This window comes from Mesorhizobium zhangyense (assembly GCF_011045115.1).
In the GTDB taxonomy this organism is placed as follows: domain Bacteria; phylum Pseudomonadota; class Alphaproteobacteria; order Rhizobiales; family Rhizobiaceae; genus Mesorhizobium_M; species Mesorhizobium_M zhangyense.
This window is the reverse complement of sequence record NZ_JAAKZG010000052.1, coordinates 1-1,301: the sequence shown is the minus strand read 5'-3', so window position 1 is coordinate 1,301 and position 1,301 is coordinate 1. Positions and strand designations below refer to the sequence as shown.

The following is a 1,301-nucleotide window of genomic DNA, read 5'->3' as shown; positions in this document are numbered from 1 at the left end:
CTGCTGAAACGAAAGCGGCTGGGAGCCAAAGCGTTTGCCTGCTCACCAGCCGCAACACCCATGCGGCGTGGAGGATTACGCGTAATGGGCAATGCAAGATAATCCGGCGTCCGCAGAAGTTGCGATAGATTGTTGTGAACCTCTGACAGTAATCGTGACTGAAAAATCACCATGCGGCGGTTGACCTTAGCGAGATATTTTTTGTCCCATGCGCGCGCCGGGGGTACAATCCATACGAGGAACAAATGAACTCTATGAAAATTCTACCGGCGCTCGGTCTTGTTCTTATGGCTCTAGCCGGCTGCAACGGTAGTCAGAGCGAAACGTCCGCACCAACAACAACCATGACGCAGCCCGCGCCCATGGCGCCTACGACAGGCACTACGGCGCAGGCTGGTCCGGCGGGGACGGCTGCGCCAATGGAATAACCATTGAAAGCGGCGGGCTCGACTTCACTTGCGAAGGAGCCCGCCGCCAACACCGCTTCGCGATCTCTCGCGCTGCGGTGGGTAGTTACCCAGCCCTCGTCATGATCGGAGCCGGGGCGACCGTGGTCGCAAACTGGAAGAGCCGCGCAAGGCGGCTCTTTGGGGTTTCTGCCCCTGTCAGTTTATAAGGGTGCTTGGCGGGAGAAATCCGACCCTATGCGGCAATCTTTTTTATCACTGCGGCGAGATTGTCGTTGGCCACACGCAATAGGCGCTTACCGGCCTTTTCGGCATAGGCACCCGAATGCCCCATGGCGCGTCCGATATCGCCAAGGTTCTTTGCCTTCATTGCGGCATCGATAACCTGTACGTCGGCCTCTAGCATCTCAGATCTGACGTTGCGCCATTCCTCGCGGCTTGCGAGCCCGGAGCAGTCATCCTGCCACGATGGTGCACCGCCGCCGGCACACCTACCTTTCTTCATGCCGAGAAAGAGGTCGGCAACACGAGCCGGGGCGTATGGGAGACCGGTCGGACATTTCGTAATTTTGGGCAGTAGCGGCGTGTTGCCGTAAGCCTGGGCCAGCATCTTGGCAGCTTCGGTGCGCCTGTAAGACTTGCCACCTTTTGATCGCCTTGCCTTTACATTCCGGGCGGGCACGGCATTCAACATTTCCGCGAAAGACGAGTTGCTGGCGCCAGAGACGGACGAACCGCCGCCTTTTTCCTTGCGCTGACGCTCTCGAGTTCCGAGCATCGCGCCTGTCGGCATTGCGGCGGAGAACTCTACGATCTTGCCGTCCTTTCGCTTAAAGGCTTTTTCAGTTTGACTGCCATCTGAAAAGCGAAGCGTTCCCATCCTGATTATTTGGC

General features: G+C 57.9%; 2 protein-coding genes. Both read right to left on the bottom strand.

All coding sequences use genetic code 11. The annotated features are described in order from the left end of the window. Positions 1–245 (bottom strand): hypothetical protein (locus tag G6N74_RS30610; protein WP_205826942.1); only part of this gene is annotated, 245 nt, incomplete at its 3' end. A gap of 397 nt (positions 246–642) precedes the next feature. After that, on the bottom strand, positions 643–1,301 hold a 659-nt coding region (locus tag G6N74_RS30405; RefSeq protein WP_205826941.1), incomplete at its 5' end, for a hypothetical protein.